Below are 20,502 nucleotides of genomic sequence, written 5' to 3'. Positions count from 1 at the left end.
CGCTGCGCTACGCCCGTGTAGGGCTGTGCCGTTCAACCTGGGTTGGTGGGGGGACACGTTCCGGCCGGCGGCATCCCGCGATGCACCGGCCGGGCACAGGTCACGCCTCGATGTGGTCGTAGGCGCCGGTCTGCCTGCGCTCCTCCAGCGGCCTGCGGTCCACGCCCAGCAGCAGCACGATGTTCTTCGCGACGTAGATCGACGAATAGGTGCCGACGACGACGCCGAAGGTGATCGCGATGGCGAAGCCACGGATCACGTCGCCGCCGAAGACCAGAAGCGCGATCAGCGCGGCGAGCGTCGTCGCCGATGTCAGCAACGTGCGGCTGAGCGTCTCGCAGGCCGAGAGGTTCAGCACATCGCGCAGCGGCGTTCGGGTGTAGCGCCGCAGGTTCTCGCGCACGCGGTCGAACACGACGACCGTGTCGTTGATCGAGTAGCCGAGGATGGTCAGCAACGCCGCCACGATCGCCAGATCGACCTTCAGGCCGAGCAGCGAGAACAGGCCCAGCGTGACGATGATGTCATGCGCCAGTGCCAGCACGGCTCCCAGCGCGAACTGCCATTCGAACCGCAGCCAGACGTAGAACAGGATCGACAGTACGCCGCCGCCGATCGCCAGCAGCGCGGCTCGGACGAGTTCCGGGGACACCTTGCCGCCGATCGTCTCGGTCGCGGTGAAGGCCAGGTCGGGGTCCACGGACAGCAGCGCGGCGCGCACCTCGCCCATCTGCGCCGCGTCCAGGGTCGCCGCTCCGTCCGCCCCATGCGACGCGGCGATCCGGATCGCCGCCACATGGGCATCGCCCGGCGTGCCGACGCTGAAGACTTCGGACAGGGACACGTCCTGCAGTCCAACCCCGCCAAGCGCCGAGCGGTAGGCGTCCAGTTGCAGCACGTTCGGCGTCTCGATCCGCAGGCTGGTGCCGCCGGTGAAGTCGATCCCGAGGTTCAGACCAAGCGTCGCGATCAGCAGGGCCGAGGCCAGGACCGCGACCGCCGAGGCGCCGAGCGTCGCCCCCTGCCAGCGGAAGAAGTCGATCTCGGGGCGCTTGTTCAGGAACCGCAGCAGGCCGTTCAGCGGCAGGCGCGCAGGTTTCCGCCATTCCAGCCAGGTCTGCAGCATCAGCTTTGTGACGGTCAGCGCAGTGAACATGGAGGTCAGGATGCCCAGGCCCAGCGTGATCGCGAAGCCGCGCACCGGCCCGGCCCCCAGCCAGAACATCAGCGCCGCGGTCAGCAGCCCGGTGATGTTGGCATCGAGGATCGATGAGAACGCATTGTCGAAGCCGCGCCCGACTGCGCGCCAGAGATTGCGCTCGTGGCGCAGTTCCTCGCGGATCCGCTCGAAGATCAACACGTTGGCATCGACGGCCATCCCCAGCGTCAGCACGATCCCGGCGATGCCGGGCAGGGTCAGCGTGGCCCCCACGAGGGTCAGCACGGCCATCAGGATCACCATGTTGATCGCCAGCGCCGCCACGGCAATCAGGCCGAGCCCGCCGTAGCTGCCGACCATCAGGACGCAGACCGCGACCATCCCGATCAGCGCGGCGTTCAAACCTGCGGCGATGCTGTCGCTGCCAAGCTCTGGGCCGACGGTCTTTTCCTCAAGGAACTCGAGGTCGGCAGGCAGCGAACCGGCGCGCAGCAGGGTCGCAAGGTGCGCGCTGTCGTCCAGGGTGAACTGGCCGGTGATGATGCCGCTGCCGCCCGGGATATGGCTCTGGATCACCGGGGCGGACAGGACTTCGCCGTCCAGTACGATGGCGAAGGGGCTGCCAATGTTCTTGGCAGTATAATCGCCGAAAGCGCGCGCGCCCGAAGCGTCGAAGCGGAACGAGACCGCCGGTTGCCCGTTCTGGTCGAAACTGGCCTGTGCGTCGGTAAGCTGTTCCCCCGAGACCACCGGGCGCGGGTCGATCCGATAGGTCCGGCCCGGCTCGTCCACCGAAAGCAGTTCGAGCGCGTCCGCCGAGGTGGCAGGCAGCACCGGGTGGAAAGACAGCTGCGCGGTAGTGCCTATCAGCTGCTTCAGCGCCTCGGCGTTCGAGAAGCCGGGAACCTCGATCAGGATCCGGTCGGTGCCTTGCCGCATTATCGTCGGCTCGCGGGTTCCGGCCTCGTCGATACGACGGCGGACGACCTCGAGGCTTTGCGACACCAGCTGGTCGGTCAGGGTGCGCGCGCCGATCTCGGAATAGGTGACGGACAGGCCGTCGTCGGTCTCCGTGATCGAAAGGTTCGATCCCGCCGCGCCTGTCGGCGAGGTGATCGGGGTCGCGAACTCCGCCGCGATGCTCGCGGCCCTGTCCTGCAGTGCGGGCGGGGACACGGCGACGCGCAGCTCGCCCTCGGGCGCGTCGAGCCGGCGGATCCGGGCCTCGGCGCCGCCGTCCTCGCGCAGTGCGTCGCGCAGGTCTGGCCAGAGCGCGTCCAGCCGCTGGGCGATGGCCTGTCGGGTGTCGACCTCGGCCAGAAGATGGGCGCCGCCGCGCAGGTCCAGACCGAGGTTGACCAGGCCCGACGGCATCCAGGATGGCCATTCGGTCGAGGTAATCGCCGAGGTTTCGGCAGTCTGATTGAAGCTATCCACACGGGAATAGAACGCATTGGGCAGTGCCAGCCACAGGCACAGCAGGCAGATGCCCCAAACGCAGAGGCGCTTGAGCAGGGTAGGTCTTGGCATGATCACTCCACGACAGCGGGCACGCGCGAAGACGGCCCCTGTCAGATTCGGGAAGATGGTTCAGGATCTGAGCTTGCCACGCGCCGCGCGACCGGCGCGGGAGACGTGGCGTGTCGGATCATGCCAGAGGCGGCGCCCGGGGAAGGTGGGCGCGCGCCCCGTCCTGGGCGCGGAGGACTCGCTTGGATGCAGTCTGGGTGGTGTCCGTAGCACGGCTCGAACGCCATCGTGCATCGCCGGACGCGTAGGGGTCCGGGCCATCGTCCGGATCGTCCAGCAGCCCGGCCAGATCGGCAAGACGCAGCGTCAGCCGCGGCTCGGCGCTGCCCGCGTGCACAAGGCGGGGTGCGGTCTGTTCCGCGACGGTGGTGAATTGTGCCTTGGGTGCGCCGAACGTGCTGCTGATGCTGAACGGCAGCAAGAGCAGAAGGGCCAGGAAAGCCCTTTGGATCGTTCGGAACATTCCGGTCCGCGCTTTCATCGATCCGCTCTGGCAGGTCGCCCTGTCGCTGTCAATCCTGCCCGGCACCGAGCTCGCACGGACTGCAATGGCAAGTCGATGAGATCGACCTTCGCGTGGGCGGACGCTGGCGCTGCCTTGGGAGGGCTGAGGGTCAGTTTGGCCAACCGATCGATTTCCGCCTGACGGCGCGGCGTGATGCCAAGGCAGCAACGGCATTTCTGCGCAAAGCGCGAAACACCGTTCGGAGCAATCGGCCGCTTGTAATCGTCACCGACAAGTCGCACAGCCATGCAGAGGTGATAGGCGAAATCAAGCGCCGCCTCGGGCCCAAAAAAGCAATCCGCCACGCTGACCGCATGTATCTGAACGATCCGATCGAGAGTGATCATGCCGCACTTAAGCAGCGATTACGCTCCATGCTCGGGCTCCAGACATTAGCCGGAGCGAAGGCCACGCCCGCTGGCATTTAAACCTTCCGCACCATTCGACTAGGCCAATCTGAGTACTGTGAGATCGGGGTGATCAACGAGATCGCCTTCATCGCCAAACTGTTCCAAGAGGCTGGGTGATAGCCGGGCAAAGCTGGCGACAGACACATACCTCCGCCTTTTATGCAAAGGCCCCTTCGGCACCCGCAAAGGCCTCGGCCGGCGCACCGCCACAAGCTTGGCCGTGACCTGATGTCGCTTTGAACGCGACGTCCCTAGTGGATCGCCCGCGCGGCCCACTGACCCGGAGGAATGCCGAACCGGCGGCGGAAGGCAGAGGTGAAATTGCTGACGTTCGAATAGCCCAGCCTGTGCGCCACCGCCTTGATCGGCTCGCCCGCTTCCAGGCCGTCGCAGGCGGATTCGAACCGAAGATGCTGCAACAGGCCGTGGGGGCTGGTGTCGTATATCTCCCGGATCGCGGCGTCGAGGCGCCGGACCGACAGGCCGCAGGCCTTGGCAAGCTCGGCCATCAGTGGCGGCGCCTCGACCCGGTCCGCAAGCATCGCGCGCGCCTCGCGGGCGGCGGCGGCTTCGCGGGCGGTCACGCCGCGTTCGATCCCGTCATGCAAAGGGGCAATGTGGTGACTCAGAACCTGAAGCGCCACCGCTTCCTGGGTCAGTGCCGAAAGCGGGCCTTCGTCGCTGAGCGCCTGCTGGATGCTGGTCCGAAGATGGGGCGGCAGCGGGGCGTTCAGGCGGGCGCTCTGGTCGATGCGGTCGCCGACGAGCGCACGGATGCCCGGAGACAGGCGGTCGCCGAACCACCGGCCCAGTGTCTCAAGCGAGACCAGCGTACCGAACAGCGTGTTCCGCTTGCGGTAGAAACGGAACGTGGCGCCCGGCGATTTCGGGCGGATCAGCGCGGACGAACTGGCGCAGTAGCGCAGCCCGTCCGCCAGTTCGACCTCGAAGCCGCCGGTCAGCGGGACCTGGGTAAAAAGGAAGTCCGTCTCGCGGGAGCCGAGGACCTCGATTGCATCGGTGCCGCGCGACTCGAAGCGCGAGACGCTCCATTCAATGCCGCTGCCGGTAGGACCGCGGCGCGGACGCACCTCGGCGCTGACGTCCGGGGTTTCCAGCCGGGTGTCGCCATGCCTGCTCAGCGCCATGGTCACCGCAGCGCGTCTGCCGCCCCGTTCTTCGTCCAGCAAATCCGTCACCTCGTCCGCGCATCGGGAAAATCAACAAGAATGAACCGATTACCAACAAACGGCGGAGCCCCGCCATGCGTGCCGGGGTGATACCTGTGGAGAAACCTTGCCCGCGTTGCACCCATCCCACGGGATCGGGGCGATTTTTTGGCATGGAGAAACGGAACGGCAGGGCGAGGCAGGAGCGGGCGATGAGCGGGACAATTCTGGCAGCAGTAGAGACCTGGGCGAACCGGCTGGGCGGCGCGCTGATCGGCGTTGCCTTCGCCGCCGCGCTGGCCCCGACGCCGGTTGCGGCGCTTGATTCATTTGGTGAACTTTACTGGGGCGCATTGTACCCGAGTTCTTCGTGCAGGGTAAATATAGATACTCGCTCATCTAGGTCTGTTGTCAGATTGCATATTGGTGGTACTTATAGGTATGCCGGCTCATACTATTATGAGCCTAACGGATACGATAAGTATTATGGGCCTCCAATGTCCGTTTCACTTCTTGAATCGGGGTGCGGGCTTCGCAACGTTGCCAACCTGGAACAAAGTGGTGCGGACCATGCAAACTCTTTTGAAGAAGATGCCATGTACTTCCGCTTCGGAGCCGAGGTGGTCGGCGACGGCTGGTACGAAATAGATCAAGGCCTGTACGGCGTCACAGGCACCGAGCGCAGGAATAGGGCAGCCAAGGTCGCTAGCTCGCCAACCGTAACCCTGTCCGGCATGTCCGGCACAGTCTGGGGAGCGCAGACGCTCACGGCAGAGGTTTCGACGCCAGCCCAGACCCTTGAGCCGGGCGATCTGATCGTTTCGAACGCGACCGTGACATCGATCAACGCCAGCGGGGCGCGGACCTATGCAATCGATCTGGTTCCCGACGCACCGGGGCCGGTTTCCGTCCAGGTCAAGGCGGGCGCGTTGGAGGAAACGGCCGGGTACTCGCTGCTGAGTACCGCCTCGAACACGCTGACCGCCACCGCCGAAGCGCCGACGGTCACGGCGGACTTCGCTCTCACTCCGAGCGAGGGGGTTTCCATCCCGCACACAGTGTTCGCGACGGATCGAACGGCTGTCGTGGGGGGCGGCGGAGCGGCGGTCACGTCGTGGCAATGGGATTTTGGGGACGGCGGCACCTCGACCGCGCAGCACCCGGTCCACAGCTATACCGCGAGCGGGGGGTACGCTGTCACGCTGACGGCCTGCAGCAGCGGCGTCTGCGATACACATACGGATACGGTCAAGGTGCACGCCGTGCCCGGCACGCTGACTACCACGCTGACCGGGCTGCCCTCGGATTTCGGGGCGGGCGAGCAGGTGGTGACCGTGGCTTTCAACTCGGGTCTTCAGACCTCGGACCCGCTGCGGCTTTCAGATTTTGATGCCGACGGGCTGGATCTCGTCAGCCTGTCGGGGCCGGATGTCACGCCCGCCTATGCCGATCCGCAAAATTACCGGCTTACGGTTCGGGCGAACCGTTCGGGCACCGTGTCGCTGTCGCTGCCTGCCGGCGCCGTCAGCAACTGGGGCGGGGCGGGCAACGCGGCCGGCAGCGTAAGCGGCAACGCGCATCTCGACGCGCCCCGGATCGTCAGCGGCGGAGCCACCTCGGCGGGCGGCGATGGCATGGCGCTGGTCTCGATCGAGATGCAGAGCTCCAGCCCGGCGACCGCTTCGAGCTTTCCGCGTTCGACCGGCGGCGAGGTGAAGGATTGCGCATTTCACGCCCGAGGCTCTGCCCCGCTGGCGCATGACTACGAGATGCTCTGCAAGTTCTATTTCCAGGCGGATGGCAGCTATACGATCAGCCTGCCCGCCGGTGCGGTCGCGGATGGTTTCGGGAACAGCACTGCCGCCTACAGCCTGACGATCGGGCCGTTCGACGTGAACGAGCCGGTGCCGGAGATCCGTCGCGCTCCGGCGGTAACGGCGGGGCCGTTCGAAATCGATATCGCCTTCAGCCGCACGGTCGAGACGTTCGAGGCCTCTGACGTGCAGGTCAGCGGTGGCACGATAACCGGGTTCAGCGGCAGCGGCGACAGCTATGCGCTTCGGATTGCGCCGGACGGCACGCCGGACATCAGCATCGGCGTGCCAGCCGGTGCCGCGCTGCATCGGCCTTCGGACCCGTTGTCGCCGGGCCTGCCGAGCGCAGCGGCCGTGCCGGTGAGCGTAGCCTATGACGGCCCGCCGGTGGCCAATGCAGGGGCAGACCAGACTGCCGCCTCTGGCGCCGAGGTCACGCTGGACGGCAGCATCTCGTCCGATCCGGACAGCACCTCGCTGCGCTATCGGTGGACGGCGCCCGCCGGGATCACCTTGTCCGACCCCGGCAGCGCGACGCCCGTGTTCACCGCGCCCACGCTGGCGCCGGGCGATCCCGACCGGGTGCTGACCTTCGAGCTTGAGGTCGACGACGGCACCACGGTCCTGCGCGACAGCGTGTCGGTCACGGTCATGGCGAACGTAGCCGTGGTCCTGTCGGGCCTGCCTGAGACTCTGATCGGCCCGACAACGATCACCGCCCGGTTCAGCGAGGATGTCAGCGGCTTCGACGCCGGTGACGTGCTGCTGGAGAACCTGGCCCTGTCGGAGTTCCGGCGCACGGATCGGCAAAGCTACAGTTTCGTGCTCGCCCCCGTGGCGCGGGGGGCGGCGACGGTCAGGATCGGCCGGAACGCGGCACAGGACGTCGACGGGAACCCGAACGCGGCCTCCAACCAGCTGGCGACAGAAGCCTTCGTCAATGGCGCGCCGGTGGCGGATGCCGGGCAGGGCAGGGTGGTCGGCAGCGGGCGCAAGGTGACGCTGGACGGCTCGGCCTCGGCGGACCCGGACGGCGATGCCCTGCAGTTTGCCTGGAGCGCACCGGGCGGCGTGACGCTGAGCGATGCCAGCGCCGCGCAACCGGTGTTCACCGCGCCCGAGCTTGAACCGGGCGATCCCGACGAGGTGCTGACCTTCACGTTGACCGTCAGCGACGGCACCGCCTCGGCCAGCGCGACGGCGGAAATCACCGTGCGGGCTGCGGTGACGGTCACGATCAGCGGCCTGCCGGAGCAGATCGAGGGGCCGGGCGAGCACACGGTTTCGGTCGTCTTCTCGCGTCCCGTCACCGGGTTCGAGGCCGAGGACATCTCTGTCGAGGGCGGCGCGGTCACGACGCTGACCGGCGAGGGCGCGCGCTATTCCGCGACGATCCGGGCCAGCGGGCAGGGCGATCTCGTGGTCTCGGTTCCGCGCAATGCGGCCCGCGACGAAGACCGGATCGGCAACGTGGCATCCAACGTGCTGCGGTCGCTGAACATGGTCGTCGAGCGCACGTCAGAACTGATTGCCGCCTTCATGCAGACCCGCGGCAACAACCTGGTGTCCAACCAGCCCGATCTTGCCGGGCTTCTGACCGGAAACGGGGGTGGCGGGTTCAGTGGCGTGATCACCCGCGGGCAGACCACGATAGATTTTGTCACTGATCCGGGCAGCCCGGTCTGGGGTGTCCTGCGCGGCGCGCTGACCGAAGAGGGCGACACCGACAGCCGCTATGTGTTGGGTGTTGTCGGCACCCACGCCGAGGTCCGCCCCGATGTGCTCGTCGGTGCGATGCTGCAGTTCGACTATGCGCTGTCGCGCGAAGACGAGGCGCGGATCGAGGGCTATGGTTGGATGGCGGGCCCCTATTTCGTGGCGCGGCATCCTAGCCAACCGGTGATCTTCGACGGTCGGCTGCTCTACGGTCAGACATACAACGAGGCCGAGCCGCTCGGCACCTATTCGGACGAGTTCACCACCGACCGCTGGTTGGCGCAGCTGGCCGTCACAGGCGAGATCGAGGCCGGGCGCTGGATGGTCTATCCGCTGTTCGACGTCAGCTACACCACGGATGCGCAGCGGGCCTATACCGACAGCCTGGGGAACCGGATTCCGGCACAGGACTACCGGCTGGCCAGTGCCGAGCTGGGTGCGGACCTTCGCTATCAGCTGTCCGAGGTTCCCGGTCGCAGTGCCCTTATCGGCGGCGCCTCGGGGATCCTGGCGCACAGTTCCGGCTCGGGCGCGGCGGGGGTGCTGGAGCCGTCACATGACGGTTTCCGGATGCGTCTCGAGCTGGGCTACGAAAGGGCCTGGGCCAATGGCGGTCGGTTCGCGATCAGCTCGTTCACCGACGGGATCGGCGCGGACGGGTACCAGAGCTACGGCATGGATGCGCGGCTGGAGCTGCGCTTCTGAATGGGGGCGGCGCGGAGCGGTAGACGGTGGGGGACCGTCGCACCGCGCCGGGCTGGTGTGAGGCCGGGCAGGCGTTGGGGGACGCCGCCCGGTCTCGCACCTGCCATGGGCCTTGCAGGCAAGGGTGTTTGCAAGACGTCCGTTGCATCGATCATCGGAATGGCAGACGCATTGTCGCACCAAGCTGAGGAGTGACCGAATTCTCGGCGCAATTCGTCCAAACGGCACCGGTTTCCGCGCGATGTTATGTAGCTTGTGGTGGCGTGCTCCCATTATGGGGATCTGATTAATTCAGCCTAGGGCGACGGCCAGATGCTGATCCCCGCACTCTAAGGCCTCTGCTCCGGCATGCCGGGATGCGCGTTCTCCCAGATGGACGGTATATCGCGGTCCAACATGGCCTTCTCGACGCGCGAGAGATGCGCCAACGCCGCCGAGGCATCTCCTCCGTGCCGTGCCAATGATCGATGCCAGAGGCGCAACGCTGAGCGCGGGGACCATGGCAGGGCCGCACGTGCGAGCCACTGGCGAAGGTCAGGAGGCAACCGGTCGAAGGCGTCCATGGGATCTCCGGTCCGGGCGCGGCGCTTCAGGGCGGTTCGCGTGTTCGCGTAGCGGCGCGGCATCAGTCGTCTTCCCGGGGCGGGTCTATGGCCAACAGCAACCGTATTTCGCCCGTTCCCTCGATCGGCGGGGAACGATGCAGTAGCCCGCATGGGACATCGCCGGGCCAGAGACGGCCGCGGAACAGGCCGACATCTCCCGCGCGCATCTGGTCCACCGTCGATGGATTGCCATCCTCCCCGGCGGGGCCAAACTGGGTGCCGGATCCGCGGTAGGTGCACAGCATGCGCAGCGGCACATAGTCCGTATGGAACCTGTGGCAGGCATTTCCCCGCACCACGTCGAGGCGAAGGTGCATGAGCTCCTGGCCGGTGATCTCCGAAAAATGTCGCGCGAGGGCAGATACATCCTGGGCCAGCAGGTCGAGTCCGACCGAAGAGTCACCATCCTTGGCGCAGACGCTGCGGACCTTGGTCGCGACCTCACCCAGGTCCACAATCTCCCGCAGGGCGGGAAGGCGGCCCTGTGGTAGCGCAGCTAGCCACGCCGAGAATACCGGCGGCAGGTTGCGCTGCCAGACGGCGGCAGCGCAGCCAGATCGGTGGATCTCGTGCAGGATGCTCGCGCTGCGCCCCTTGGCGATATTGCGGGCGACGGCAGTTTCCTTCGACAAATCCAGCATCAGGCGGCCTGCTCGGCGCGGCGCCAGCTGGGAAAGGGATCGGGCAGGTCCGCCCAGTTCTCCGGTTCGAACCGAGCCTCGTCGCCGACCAAGGCCGCATCCAGCGCGGTGGTGATCGCGGCCTTGTCCATGCCCGCCCCGATGAACACCAGCTCTTGCCGCCGGTCGCCGAACGGCTCCTGCCAGTGCTGCTCCAGGTAGGCCAGGGCCTGCGGATGATCGGGCCAGCGGCTTTTGGGCACCGTCGCCCACCACATCCCCATCGGCTTGACGCTGCTCAGCGCCCCGGCAAGCGAGAACTCGACCAGCCAGTCGGGCCGGGTGGCGATCCAGAAATGCCCCTTGGCGCGGATCACGCCGGGCATGGCGCCGTTCAGCGCATCGTGGATCTTCTGCGGGTGGAACGGACGCCGGGCGCGGTAGACGAAGGACGAGACGCCGTATTCGTCGGTCTCGGGCACGTGGTCCTCGAACCCGTAAAGCTCCTTGGCCCACATCGGGTGCATGTGCGCCTTGTCGGAGTCGAACAGGCCGGTGTCGAAGATTCGGTCCTGCGGCACCTGCCCGTAGTCGGTCTCGATGATCTGCGCGTCGGGGTTCAGCGAGGTGACGATCTTGCGTGCGGCATCGAGCCGCCCCGGCCCGGCGTCCGTGACCTTGTTCAGCACGACGACATCCGCAAACTCGATCTGGTCCACCAGAAGGTCGACCAGCGTCCGCTCGTCCTCGTCGCCGAGACTTTCGCCGCGGTCGCGGAGGAAATCATGGCTGGAGTAGTCCTTGAGCAGGTTGACCGTATCGACCACCGTCACCATCGTGTCGAGCCGCGAGACATCGGACAGGCTGTTGCCCTCCTCGTCGCGGAAGTCGAAGGTCGCGGCCACGGGAAGTGGCTCGGCTATGCCGGTGGATTCGATCAGCAGGTAGTCGAAGCGCCCTTCGGCAGCGAGGCGGCGGACCTCTTCCAGCAGGTCGTCGCGCAGCGTGCAGCAGATGCAGCCGTTCGACATCTCGACCAGCTTTTCCTCGGTGTGGCTGAGATCCGCGCCACCGTCGCGCACCAGGTCGACGTCGATGTTCACCTCAGACATGTCGTTGACGATGACCGCGACCCGGCGGCCTTCGCGGTTGTTCAGCACATCGTTCAGTAGGGTCGTCTTTCCGGCTCCGAGAAAGCCCGAGAGGACGGTGACGGGAAGGCGGGTATCATTGGCTGGCATATGGGCGTCCGTCATGATTAAATATGTTATAACATAACAATATCGATCTGCGGCGTGCAATGTCCTATTTGTGTCGCTACCCCTGATCAGCCCTCGCTACGGCAGTTACTCGCGGGTCTCGAGCAGTACCGCCCATCCCAATGGCCGCAGCACGCATGATGAGAATGCCGCCATCTCTCGCCACCCCGCAGTATGCCAATCCCGTGGCTCAGCGTAGAGTACTTCGATTTAGGCAGTCTCGGACGAGCCAGAGTCGGGATCTATGTCAATCACGTTCATCCAGACGTCCCATTCTCCAAAGGAGCGGTCGTCGAAACGCGCATAGCAAGCGTGATCGATACGGAGAAGAAAATGGGGATCAGCTCGGCTAACAGGCGGCCAGGGGTATCCGCCAGTTCTTTGCCACGCTTGGTCACGCTGCAGGGAGTCGTTCGGCGCTCATTCCATAGAGACCACCGGCAAGGTCAGGGGGCCATCCAGCCCCGGATCCGTGTCAGCGACGCCCACGGGTATCCGCGCTGAACAACCGTGTGGCCAGCAGCTCCCCACAATCGTGCCGATCGAAGGCGGCGTTCAGCGCAGCCTCATAATCAGCGGTTGCCCGATTGAAGGCGGCGCGCCCCGCGTCAGTGAGCACCGCATAGATGCCTCTCTTGTCATCGGGGCATCGATCGCGCGCCACGAGTTGCCGGCGTTCGAGCCGCTCCACCATGCGGGAGACCGAGCTCTGGTTCAGGCTAAGCTGGGCGGCAAGGTCCTGAAGGCGCAGCTCGGAGGTCGGCGATATGGAAAGCGCGCGCAGGCCGCGGTATTCCGAGAGGCCAAGGCCATGGCCGGCCTGCAGGGCAGCAGCCAGTTCGGCCTCGATCTCTCCGGTCAGATGGATCAGCCGCTCCAAAAGCTCGCTCTTGCCAGACATCGTGATGGACCACTCCTCTCGTCGGTCTCGGTGGATGTATGACCACGCAACATTCTAATCAACCCTGTCCCCGCGGTCGTCGCAGGGCGTGGAACTCCTCGAACGGTGCGCTTGCTCCCGGGACCTCCAGCCTGCCGACAAAGGGCCTCTGCCAGGTCTGAGGGTCCTCGGCGAAGAGCGCGTAGGTGTCCCGGTAATCGAAGCCCATTTCGGCGGCCTCGTCGCGATCCACGGCATAGTGGACCTCGGCGATGCCGGCATGAAGAGCGTTCATGTAGCACATTGCGCAGGGCTCTCCGGAGGCCAGTAGGATGGCGCCCGGCAGTTGGGGGCTCCGCTTCGTGCGACAGGCGTCGCGGATGGCCTCCACTTCCGCATGCGCCGTGGGATCGTTCATCGCCCTGACGGTATTGGTGCCACGCCCGAGAACGGTGCCGTCCCGGTCCATAACCAGAGCGGTGAACGGAATGCCGCCGGCTTTCACGTGGTGCGTCGAATGGGCGACGGTCTCTTTCATGAGGCGCACGAGGCGCGTCTTCATATCTTCGGTCATGCTGTGTTACCCGGTATGTTGTTGGGCGCGCCGTGATCGGTGGCCGGCGCGCCCGGATCGGCGTCAGCCGGCGTAACCCACTGCACGACGTATCCTTGGACTGTCGGCGAGCTTCAGCCAGATCACACCGAGGATTATGACAGCCAGCCACGCGGCCTGGGCGAGGGTCAGCGACTGGTCGAGCAGCACGCTGGCAAGAAGAGCCGCCCCGACAGAGCCGATCCCGGCCCAGACGGCGTAGCCGATCCCGACGTCGATCTTCTTAAGCGCTACGCTGAGGAAGAACAGCGTCAGCAGAAAGAACACGATCGCGGCGAGAGACCAGCCAAGGACCGTGAAAGCCTCGCTGCCGCCGACGCTCAGCGCGTAGCCGACCTCGAAGAGGCTTGCGAGGAGCAGGGCGATCCATGCCCGTCCGGTTTCTTCGGGTTTGTTCGAGATGTCCGTCATGTGAATGATCCTTTCGAAGAGGATGCGTTAGGCAGCGCCGCTTAGACGCAGACCGATCACACCGCCGATGACGATGGCGATTCCGGCGATCTTTGCGATGTCGAGCCGCTGGCCGAAGAAGAGCGCGCCGAGAACGACGATCCCGACACCCGAGACCGAGGTCCAGATCGCGTAGCCAACCCCTACATCGAAGCTCAGGAGGGCAAGGCTCAGGAAGAACGTCGCGATTGCGCCGCTGATGAGGGTGATCGCCGTCCAGGCACGGTCGGTGAACCCTTTTGCCTTGCCGGCGGAAATCGCCACGGAAATTTCGAAGATCACGGCAACGCCGAGGTAGAGCCAGGACATGTTCATTCTCCTGCGATGGATTGGGAAAGGGGGACCTCCGCCAGGAGGCGGAAGGGACATACGTAATCTGAATAGACAGTGATGGAGGTCACTGAGGGTCTCCTCTATATAGTTGCGTGCGCATGCATATAGATTGGCCGGCCTACGCCCGCAATACTGCATCCGCATGCAAGTATGTAACGACTCAGTGAGGGCGATCGGCATTGGCGCCTGTCTCTTGTTGAGCCTCGTGAACAGGTGTCGCGTAGCACCCAGTTGGGTCTGCCTCAAACTGTGTCGCAACTATCCTGAAACTGGAACATTCAGCCGGGATAGTCGTAAGTTCGAAGAGACACTGGTCGCCCGAGCGTGACGTTTCGGTTCAAGGCGTTGAGCGTCGTAATAACGGCGGGTGGCTTGTTTCGGGCACTTTGGCGCCCTAAGGCATGTGCGCCGATTGCGGTACGCAATCGCGACGAGGTCTCGAATGGCGGCATCGTTGGCTGCAGGAATTTCCCGCGATTGGTGAAACGGTTGCAGTCGTGCTCCAGGTTTGCCGGTGGCAGTGTACGGAATCCGCTTGTCCACGCCGGTCGATTTCAGCCCCTCCGCCGCACAGAGTGAGGCAGAACCGCGTTAAGAGCTACGTGAGACCCGAAATCAACTCCGCCTCCGGAAGTGTGAGAGGAGCCGCGCTTGAGCCGGAGCAGGGGGCATCAAGCGTCGCGCCATGACGAAAGCCAGCGCTGTCAATTGGTTCGCGACGGGTCCCGGAGATCGTCCGGCGAGCGGTGATGCTCTATGCTCGGTTCCCACCGTCGCTTCGGGAAGTCGGGGATCTGCTGCATGAAGGCGGCGTTTAGACCTCTCTACGATCGCCTTGCGCTCACGGGTAGGCCGACATGCTCCGTAGTCCCACCCGGAGAGGCGGTCACGCCGCCGCGCGCGATAACGTCTCGGTGATCGGTAGCGTTGGAGGCGTGCCTGGCAGGAACTCAATCCCGTCGGAGGTGTTGGCCTGCAACGCTTGAAGGAGAGATCATGCCGACGATCACCACGAAGAACCCTGCGACCGGTGCGACGATAGAAACCTACACGCTCATGACCGAGGACGACGCCTTTCAAAAACTGGAAGCCGCGCATGCGGCATTTCTCGACTGGCGGACCAAGTCGCATGCCGAACGGGCGCCCTACCTGATGCGCATTGCCGAGGAATTGCGCGCGCAGTCCGATGACCTCGCCGCGCTGATGAGCCGCGAGACCGGCAAGCTGTTCAAGGACGGCAAAACCGAGGTCGAGATCTGTGCCGAGATCTTCGAATATACCGCGCAGCACGGACCGGACATTCTGGCCGACGAAAACCGCACGCATGGTCAGAGCGGCGCGCGCGGCCTTGTCAGCTACCAGCCGGTCGGTGTGATCTACTCGATCCAACCGTGGAACTTCCCGCTGTATCAGCCAATCCGTGTGCTGGCGGCAAACCTCATGGCGGGCAATGCCTGCATCCTGAAACACGCCAGCATCTGCACAGGCTCCGGGCTGCGCCTGCGCAGCTTGTGTATCGAGGCCGGCCTGCCCGAAGACCTATTCCAGGTGGTCCTGATCGACCATAGCACCAGCGATGCCATCATCGAACACCCCCTGGTACGCGGTGTCACCATGACCGGCAGCGACGGAGCCGGACGGCATATCGGCGGAGTGGCGGCCAAGGCGCTGAAAAAAACCGTGCTGGAGCTGGGGTCGAACGACGCCTACCTGGTGATGGAGGACGCCGACATCGAAACCGCCGTCAAATACTCCGTTATGGGGCGCTTGTACAATAACGGCGAGACCTGCGTCTCGGCCAAGCGGTTCGTGGTGATCGAAAAGAACTACGACGCCTTCGTGTCGGCCTTCGTTACGCAGATGCAGGCGATCACGATGGGCGATCCAATGGACGAGGATACCGAGCTCGGGCCGCTCTCCAGCGACGAACAACTCGACACGGTGAAAGACCAGGTTGCGAAGAGCGTCGCGAAAGGGGCCAAGGTGCTTTGCGGTGGCACAGTGCCCGAGCGTACCGGCGCCTATTATCCTGCCACTGTCCTGGCAGATGTCACGCCCGGCATGCCCGCCTATGACGACGAGATTTTCGGCCCGGTTGCCGCGGTGATCCGCGCCAAGGACGATGAGGACGCCATGCGGATCGCGAACGACAGCCGCTACGGCCTCGGCGGTGGGATCTTTTGCAAGGACGAGGAGCGCGCGCTGAAACTTGCCCGCGATCACTTCGATACCGGCATGGTGCGGATCAACTCCTTCGGCGCTGCTGATCCGAACATGCCGTTCGGTGGCGTGAAGGACTCGGGCTATGGTCGGGAACATGGCGGCTTTGGCATGAAGGAGTTCACCAACGCCAAGGCGATCTTCCTGCCATGATCACGTTGCACGCTCTGAAATACTCCCGCGCCAATCGCGTACTGTGGTTGCTGGCCGACCTTGGTCAGCACTGCAACCGGATCGACTACGACCGAACCGACAGCTTTCGCGCCCCCGAGGAGTTGAAACAGGTTCATCCCTTGGGGAAGTCTCCGGTGATCGAGGACGAGGGCGAGGTGATCGCCGAGTCCGCGACGATCCTGCGCTATCTCGCAGCAAAGTACGCCGATGACAGCCACACTCCGATCCACGGCTCGCGTGCCTACTGGCAACACGAAGCGTTGCTGGACTACGTGGAGGCTTCTTTGGCCGAGGTGGCCTTGCAGGCAATCCTACCCGCCTTTCGTGGCAAGCCGGTTCCCCAGGACGCGCGCGACGCGTTGAACCGCCATCTCGACTACATCACCCGGGCCATTGGCGACGGCCCCATGCTGTTCGGCGAGCGCGCGATGCTGGCGGACATACAACTGTCCTACATCGTGGCTCTCCTGGCGCGGCTCGATCTGCTGACCGACCATCCCGCCATCACGGCCTACTGGCACGCCTTGCAACAACAGCCCGGCTACATCGCCGCAACAGAGGCAGCGGGCCCCATGGCCCCGCCTGTCTGACACGAAGAGGAAACAACATGACCAAGACCATTCTCATCGCGGGTGCGACAGGCAAGACCGGACGCATCCTGACCCAAGTACTCGCGGATCAAGGCCACAACGTAATGGCCCTGGTGCGCGACGGCTCGGACACCAGCGTCTTGCCCGAGGCCACGAGCCTGCGCCAAGCTGACTTGACCGATCTACAACCGGACGTGTGTGAAGGCGCGGACGTGGTGATCTTCGCCGCAGGATCCGGCGGATCGACCGGCCCGGAAATGACCGAAAAGGTCGATCGCCAGGGGGCGATGCGCCTGGTTGATCTGGCCAAGCAGGCGGGGGCAGAGCGTTTTGTCATGCTCAGTTCGATCGGGGCCGACCAATCCGATCCATCCGGCGATATGGCGCACTACCTGAAGGCAAAGCATGACGCGGATGAGCATCTGAAAGCGTCCGGGCTGACCTACGCCATTCTGCGGCCCGTGGCCCTGACGGATGGCGGGCGCAGCGACGATGTGATCCTCGGCTCCGACGTGGATATCTCTGCCGAGGCCAGTCGCGCGGACGTGGCCAATGTTCTGGCCACAGCCGCCACCACCGGGAAGTTCGACGACAAGGCGCTCAACATGCAGTCTGCTTGATGGCATGGACGGGCCGGTGCTTCCTGCGCCGGCCCTCGCCTAACCGAATGGACGAATGGCGCCGTGGCGGTTTTGCCCCAGATATCTGGAGGAGTTCTGTACCAGGAAGACCGCTACGATCCGAGTCTGCCAGTTCCGTCAGCTGATTGACCTTCGACTAACCGCGCGGCGAAACTGGATCGAAAGCGATCACGCCGCGTTGAAGCAGCGGCTGCGGCCGATGCGGTCTTTTCGAACGTCGGCCGGCACCAAAGCAACCCTCGCCGGGATCGAGATTTTCCGAACAATCAGGAATGGCCAGCTCGAGAACAGCAAAGTCGGCGTAGGTAATGAGATCGTGTTCGTCGCCAATTTCTTCCCCGACGCTGCCTGATCGAAGCGATTACTGCTTGTAATGCACCGAAGCGTGGGTAGCGCAACGGATCGAATATAACGGCTTACTCGAATTCGTGAAGCGCGTTCAGCGCACCGGAATGCCGGACCTGGTCAAGAAAAGCGGTCTGCAGCCGTTTGGGGGGCTCATCCGCTCGGTAGAGCGCGCACACGGGGACTTGCTGATCCGGATAGAGTGGGCGGTACTCCAGTTTGTAGCGCTGACCGGCGGCGGTGAGGGAATCCACTATGGTCGGGCCTATCCCGGCTTCGGCAAGCAGACAGGCGAGCGAGGTGTATCGGACCTCGGCGACGGCATTGGCGCGAAGGTTCTCGGTCAGATAGTTCTCCTGGAGGATCAGGTTCAGTTTGCTGTCTGGCTCGAACAGGACGAGCGGATAGTCGTTGAGATCGTTAGCCGTGATCGCCGACTTTTCCATCAGCGGGTGCCCCGGTGGGAAAGCGCAGACCATCTTCGCAAGTGCCAGTGGTTGGCGCACCAGGTTGGGGCGTTCCGGTGGATTGAGCGCGAAACCGATGTCCGCGCTGCGTGTTTCGAGCGCCTCGAAGAGGCCGTCGATCCGCCGGGAGTCGAGATTGATGCGCACCTTCGGGCGGCCCGCCACGAAGTCGCTGATTGCCGGCGGCATCAGCGCATTGGCCACCGGTGGCGTGCAGACGATCCGCAGCGCGCCAATCGTATTGCTCTTCCGGCTTTCCAGACGTTGCGTGAACACGCTGTAAAGCTCGAAGATCGCTTCGCTGTCGCGAAAGATCTCCTCGGCATCCGGTGTCGGGACCAGGCGTTTCCCTACGCGTTCGAACAGATCGAAACCGATATGCGCTTCCATCTGCCGGATGGCGTTGGAGACGGCGGGCTGTGAAATCCGCAGGGTCTCTGCCGCCGCCTGGGTGGTTCGACTTCGCATGACCTCCCGGAAGGTCTCAAGTTGTCTAAAAGTTAGCAAGCCGGCACCCCTCCTGCCGAATTGTTCGGCAATATCACCTGAAGTTATCAAGTGGGCGCAATTATTAATCAATGGTGATATTGGCAGACGGCAACGCGCGTGCTGACCTGAGCGCACCGGTCCTCGATAGGCCGACGCATCCTCAGGGGCCTCCAAGAAGACAGCTTTCCCGCGGCCCGCTGGCGCGCGTGGCCAGGGCACATGTCGCAAGGAGTCTGATCATGAGTTCGCTACCGAAACTTACCGCTTTTGCCGTCGCGGGGATGATGGCGAGTACCGCCTCGGCCGATGTCCTGCGCTGGTCATCGCAGGGCGATATCGTGACGCTCGATCCCTATGCGCATACCGAGAGCTTCACCTCGAGCGTGCTGCACCACATCTACGAACCTTTGGTGCGACGGTCCCGTACGCTCGAGATCGAACCGGCGCTGGCAACAGGGTGGGAGATCGTCGAGCCGACCCGTTGGCGCTTCACGCTTCGGGAGGGGGTGTCCTTCCACAACGGCAGCCCCTTCACCGCCGACGACGTCGTCGCGTCCGTTGAGCGGCTGCTGCATCCGGACTCGAGGGCGCGTGGCAACCTCTCCACCGTCACCGGTGTCGAGAAGGTCGACGACTACACCGTCGACTTCACGATGGACGGTGCGTACCCGCTGCTGCTGAATGACCTGTCCGGCATCTTCATCATGGACCAGGAGTGGATGGCGGAGCACGATGCGCTCGAGCCGGGGAATATCGCGACCGGCAAGACGTCATTCGCCTCGACGAATGCGAACGGTACGGGGCCATTCGTGCTGGAGTCCTACGCGCCCGACGTCGGTACGGTGATGTCGGTCCACGAAGGTTGGTGGGACGAGCCTGAGCACAACCTCACCGGCATTGAATTTCGGCCGATTACCTCGGACGCGACCCGCGTCGCGGCGCTGATGTCGGGAGAGCTCGACATGATCGCTCCGGTTCCGCTCCAGGATATTGACAGACTGGATGCCGCGCCCGGGTTCAGCGTGGTCCAGGAGCCGGCGTTGCGGCTGATCTTCCTCGGGCTGAACTACCGCGACGAGTTGCTGGCCATGCCCGGCGAGGCTAACCCACTGCTGGACGTAAACGTACGCAAGGCGCTCTGGCACGGGATCAACCATGATGCCCTGCGCGAGAAGGTGATGCGCGGCAACTCCCGCACGGTCGGCAGCATGGTCGCACCGCCGGTGCCGGGCTATGACGAAGCCAGCGATACCCCCCTGCCATTCGACCCCGAAGCAGCGAAATCCATGCTGACCGAGGCAGGTTATGCGGACGGCTTTTCGGTCAAGCTCGATTGCCCGAACGACCGCTACATCAACGACGAGGCGATCTGCGTTGCCGTGAAGGCGATGTGGGAGCAGATCGGCCTGTCCGTCGATCTCAATACCGAGAGCCGGGCAACCTATTTCCCGAAGGCCACCAACGGCGAGACGGACATCTACATGCTGGGTTGGGCGACCCTTCCGGCGATGGATGGTTGGAGCGTCATCCGCGCATTGCTCGCGACCCAGGACGGCGCCCTGGGCGGTAACAACTACAACGGGCTTTCCGATCCCCGGCTGGACGAGATCGCGGCCAAGGTTGCGGTCGAACTGGATGAAGACGCCCGGCGTGCGATGATGTCCGAGGCGTTCCAGATCGTTCATGACGAGGCCTACTACATCCCGCTGCACCAGCAACCCGTCGCCATGGCCCTGCGCGATGGCGTGGAAGTGCCGCAGTTCGCGGACGAGTACATCCGGCTCTGGTTCTCGACGATCGAGAACTGA

At 64.4% G+C, this 20,502-nt stretch carries 18 protein-coding genes and 2 pseudogenes; 8 read left to right on the top strand and 12 right to left on the bottom strand.

Translation table 11 applies throughout. The features are described from left to right. Window positions 1-100: 100 nt before the first annotated feature. Window positions 101-2,689, bottom strand: a complete 2,589-nt coding sequence (secD, locus tag ACW9UR_RS17025; protein WP_458918247.1) for a protein translocase subunit SecD — start codon at window positions 2,687-2,689, stop codon at window positions 101-103. Between the two features lie 118 nt (window positions 2,690-2,807). Beyond that, entirely contained in the window at window positions 2,808-3,170 is a 363-nt protein-coding gene (locus ACW9UR_RS17020) for a hypothetical protein (protein WP_458918246.1), read from the bottom strand. A gap of 2 nt (window positions 3,171-3,172) precedes the next feature. Between ACW9UR_RS17020 and ACW9UR_RS17015 the strand changes: the two genes are divergently transcribed. Then, entirely contained in the window at window positions 3,173-3,622 is a 450-nt protein-coding gene (locus ACW9UR_RS17015) for a DDE-type integrase/transposase/recombinase (RefSeq protein ID WP_458918284.1), read from the top strand. A 233-nt stretch (window positions 3,623-3,855) separates the two neighbouring features. On the opposite strand, the gene ACW9UR_RS17010 is transcribed toward ACW9UR_RS17015, so the two are convergent. Further along, window positions 3,856-4,794, bottom strand: coding sequence for a helix-turn-helix domain-containing protein (locus ACW9UR_RS17010; protein WP_458918245.1), 939 nt, complete (start codon window positions 4,792-4,794; stop codon window positions 3,856-3,858). Window positions 4,795-5,369: 575 nt separating this feature from the next. On the opposite strand from ACW9UR_RS17010, the gene ACW9UR_RS17005 reads away from it, so the two are divergent. Continuing rightward, window positions 5,370-9,008 (top strand): Ig-like domain-containing protein, encoded by a 3,639-nt coding sequence (locus ACW9UR_RS17005; RefSeq protein ID WP_458918244.1) that lies wholly within the window; start codon window positions 5,370-5,372, stop codon window positions 9,006-9,008. A 329-nt stretch (window positions 9,009-9,337) separates the two neighbouring features. Here the strand turns inward: ACW9UR_RS17005 and ACW9UR_RS17000 are convergent, their stop codons facing one another. From ACW9UR_RS17000 to ACW9UR_RS16965, 8 genes and pseudogenes are all read right to left on the bottom strand, one after another. Continuing rightward, entirely contained in the window at window positions 9,338-9,634 is a 297-nt protein-coding gene (locus ACW9UR_RS17000; RefSeq protein WP_458918243.1) for a DUF6525 family protein, read from the bottom strand. Then, window positions 9,634-10,254: a DUF1826 domain-containing protein gene (locus ACW9UR_RS16995; protein ID WP_458918242.1), complete on the bottom strand. Its 621-nt coding sequence runs from the start codon at window positions 10,252-10,254 to the stop codon at window positions 9,634-9,636. Before ACW9UR_RS16995 ends, ACW9UR_RS17000 begins: the two co-directional genes overlap by 1 nt. Continuing rightward, window positions 10,254-11,474, bottom strand: a complete 1,221-nt coding sequence (gene zigA / locus ACW9UR_RS16990; RefSeq protein ID WP_458918241.1) for a zinc metallochaperone GTPase ZigA — start codon at window positions 11,472-11,474, stop codon at window positions 10,254-10,256. Before zigA ends, ACW9UR_RS16995 begins: the two co-directional genes overlap by 1 nt. Before the next feature lie 105 nt (window positions 11,475-11,579). Next, window positions 11,580-11,890: pseudogene (locus tag ACW9UR_RS16985) on the bottom strand (hypothetical protein); the annotation flags it as partial. A gap of 77 nt (window positions 11,891-11,967) precedes the next feature. After that, window positions 11,968-12,393 (bottom strand): MarR family winged helix-turn-helix transcriptional regulator, encoded by a 426-nt coding sequence (locus ACW9UR_RS16980; RefSeq protein WP_458918240.1) that lies wholly within the window; start codon window positions 12,391-12,393, stop codon window positions 11,968-11,970. A gap of 58 nt (window positions 12,394-12,451) precedes the next feature. Then, on the bottom strand, window positions 12,452-12,946 hold the full coding sequence (locus ACW9UR_RS16975) for a nucleoside deaminase (RefSeq protein ID WP_458918239.1): 495 nt from the start codon (window positions 12,944-12,946) through the stop codon (window positions 12,452-12,454). Between the two features lie 63 nt (window positions 12,947-13,009). Next, on the bottom strand, window positions 13,010-13,396 hold the full coding sequence (locus ACW9UR_RS16970) for a DMT family transporter (protein WP_458918238.1): 387 nt from the start codon (window positions 13,394-13,396) through the stop codon (window positions 13,010-13,012). Between the two features lie 27 nt (window positions 13,397-13,423). Continuing rightward, window positions 13,424-13,744, bottom strand: a complete 321-nt coding sequence (locus ACW9UR_RS16965; protein ID WP_458918237.1) for a DMT family transporter — start codon at window positions 13,742-13,744, stop codon at window positions 13,424-13,426. A 709-nt stretch (window positions 13,745-14,453) separates the two neighbouring features. Here ACW9UR_RS16965 and ACW9UR_RS16960 point away from each other — a divergent pair. The 5 genes and pseudogenes from ACW9UR_RS16960 to ACW9UR_RS16940 form a co-directional block, all read left to right on the top strand. Next, window positions 14,454-14,583: pseudogene (locus tag ACW9UR_RS16960) on the top strand (IS6 family transposase); the annotation flags it as partial. A 181-nt stretch (window positions 14,584-14,764) separates the two neighbouring features. Further along, window positions 14,765-16,141, top strand: coding sequence for an NAD-dependent succinate-semialdehyde dehydrogenase (locus tag ACW9UR_RS16955; protein ID WP_458918236.1), 1,377 nt, complete (start codon window positions 14,765-14,767; stop codon window positions 16,139-16,141). After that, window positions 16,138-16,752, top strand: coding sequence for a glutathione S-transferase family protein (locus ACW9UR_RS16950; RefSeq protein ID WP_458918235.1), 615 nt, complete (start codon window positions 16,138-16,140; stop codon window positions 16,750-16,752). The genes ACW9UR_RS16955 and ACW9UR_RS16950 overlap by 4 nt, the downstream gene beginning before the upstream one ends. A 17-nt stretch (window positions 16,753-16,769) precedes the next feature. Beyond that, window positions 16,770-17,372: an SDR family oxidoreductase gene (locus tag ACW9UR_RS16945; protein ID WP_458918234.1), complete on the top strand. Its 603-nt coding sequence runs from the start codon at window positions 16,770-16,772 to the stop codon at window positions 17,370-17,372. Window positions 17,373-17,427: 55 nt separating this feature from the next. After that, a complete protein-coding gene (locus ACW9UR_RS16940) occupies window positions 17,428-17,745 on the top strand; it encodes a DDE-type integrase/transposase/recombinase (RefSeq protein ID WP_458918233.1) in 318 nt (105 codons plus the stop codon). Window positions 17,746-17,809: 64 nt separating this feature from the next. Here the strand turns inward: ACW9UR_RS16940 and ACW9UR_RS16935 are convergent, their stop codons facing one another. Further along, the gene (locus ACW9UR_RS16935) at window positions 17,810-18,829 is read right to left on the bottom strand and encodes a LysR family transcriptional regulator (protein WP_458918283.1); all 1,020 of its coding nucleotides are present in this window, start codon (window positions 18,827-18,829) and stop codon (window positions 17,810-17,812) included. Window positions 18,830-18,933: 104 nt separating this feature from the next. On the opposite strand from ACW9UR_RS16935, the gene ACW9UR_RS16930 reads away from it, so the two are divergent. Next, complete coding sequence (locus ACW9UR_RS16930; RefSeq protein WP_458918232.1) at window positions 18,934-20,502, top strand: ABC transporter substrate-binding protein; 1,569 nt, start codon at window positions 18,934-18,936, stop codon at window positions 20,500-20,502.

The sequence above is a fragment of the Halovulum sp. GXIMD14794 genome, assembly GCF_054457455.1.
The sequence above is the reverse complement of the archived record's forward strand: the minus strand, read 5'-3'. Positions and strand labels throughout refer to the sequence as shown.